This is a genomic window from uncultured Campylobacter sp., from assembly GCF_937949835.1.
Taxonomy (GTDB): Bacteria; Campylobacterota; Campylobacteria; order Campylobacterales; family Campylobacteraceae; genus Campylobacter_B.
The window spans coordinates 1-1,824 of record NZ_CALEDC010000291.1; the positions used below are offsets into that span (position 1 = coordinate 1).

Below are 1,824 nucleotides of genomic sequence, written 5' to 3' on the forward strand. Positions count from 1 at the left end.
AGACGCAGATGCCGCCGAGATGAGCGATGAGCCTACCCGCGCAATGCTTCGTGTTGCCCGTAGCGCTAAAATAGATCGCTATCATGTGCGTCTCCCAGACTATGCGAATTTCGGTGAAATTTAACCCTTACCGAATGGATAAAATTTTACGCGCCTTTTGCATAAAATTTTAAAATTTAGACGTGACGGCGAAATTTAAATATGCCGTCGCGCCCTAAAAAAGCAAAATCAATTCAGATATTTTCTGCCGCCACCATTCCAAAAACCATACAATCAGCCATGCTCATAGTACCGAGCCTACTTGCGCCGTGAACGCCACCGGTGATTTCGCCCGCCGCGTATAGCCCTGCGATCGGCTCGCCGCTAGCCGCGTCAATAACCTGGGTCTTGGTATTGATCTGCACGCCGCCCATGCAGTAAAGAATTTTCGGGCTTGTTTGGCACGCATAAAATGGAGCTTTTGATACGTCGATACCGCCTACATCGGCTTTTGTCAAAGGCTTGCCAAACTCCGGGTCGCTTCCTGCTTTGACATAGCCGTTAAAATCCGCGACGGTTTTTAAAAACGGCTCCAGCGGAATTTTATAAAATTTTGCAAGCTCTTCCAAGGTATTAAATTTTTTAATTGAGCCTGCTTCTACACCTTTTGACGTATAGACCGGATTATTTGCATCAACTGCGGCTTGATCGCAGATATTTACGGGGTAGTTGTCGTTATTTTCGCTCTCCGCCATGCATTTAAAGATCGCTTCGGTTTTGATCTTGCGCCCGGCGTGCTCGTTCATAAAGCGTTTGCCCGTCTTTGGATCGACGGTTAGACCATAGTCGTTAGCGCAGTGATTTGAAAATAGCGCGGAAGTACCAAATCCCTTCTCGCTAGGATTGGTATAAGGATTTAGTTGAATCCAGCTGAGTTGCAAAGGATTCGCACCTAGCTTCATCGCCGCGATAAGCGCACCTGCGGTAGCACCGGGTTGGCTTACGGTTTCGATATTATCTTTTAGATACGGCACCTGCTGCGCGCGAAACCATTTATCTGAGCTGTATCCGCCCGCAGCCAAAATGACGCCATCTTTGGCTTTAAAAAATTTTACTTCGCCGCTTTTGTTTTCCCTATCGTCGCTAGCAAGCTGCGGATCGAACTTATATTCTTCGCGACACTTTACACCCACGACGCGACCGCTGTCATCCACGACAAAATCATCAAATTTAGTACGCTTTTTGATTACGGCATTTGCATTTTCCTCGATCGCCTTATGCATCGGCTGGATGTAGCCCGAGCCGCTAGCATTTTTGGCCTGTACGGCGCGCTTTAGCGAGTGTCCGCTAGCAGATATCACCTTGCCCGAAAACTCCACTCCGATGCTTTTTAGGTATTCAAAAGCGTCATTTGCGCGGTCATAGATAACTTCAAGTAGATCGACATGGTTTAAATTTTGACCATCTTTTAGGCAGTCAGCGATAAAAGCCTCTTTGCTATCTTTTATGCCTGCTGCTTTTTGAAATTCATTATTTGGGACAGCCATATTGCCAGCATTTATGACTGAGTTGCCGCCGCTTCGTCCCATTTTCTCGATCATTAGCACTTTTTTGCCGCGTTTTAGCGCTTGCAAAGTAGCCATCGAGCCTGCAAAGCCTGTGCCTATGACGATGACGTCATACTCTTCGTCAAATTTAATATCTTTTGCCTCTAAAACTCCAGCATTTGCGCTGCTAGCAGCAAGTGCCAATGCACCAGTAGCACCCATTTTCATAAAATTTCGCCTTGAAATTTCTTTCATTGTTTGCTCCTTTTTAAATTTCTTGGCGTAAATTATACGTCAA

General features: G+C 46.1%; 1 protein-coding gene. It reads right to left on the bottom strand.

Annotated features, from left to right (window positions below; all coding sequences use genetic code 11):
* Positions 1-233: 233 nt before the first annotated feature.
* A complete protein-coding gene (locus tag Q0256_RS06535; protein WP_297961375.1) occupies positions 234-1,781 on the bottom strand; it encodes a flavocytochrome c in 1,548 nt (515 codons plus the stop codon).
* Between the last annotated feature and the right edge of the window lie 43 nt (positions 1,782-1,824).

Bases quoted from the DNA above. Each gene is read 5' to 3' on its own strand.
- Q0256_RS06535 (WP_297961375.1), bottom strand. From the start codon at position 1,781: ATGAAAGAAATTTCAAGGCGAAATTTTATGAAAATGGGTGCTACTGGT.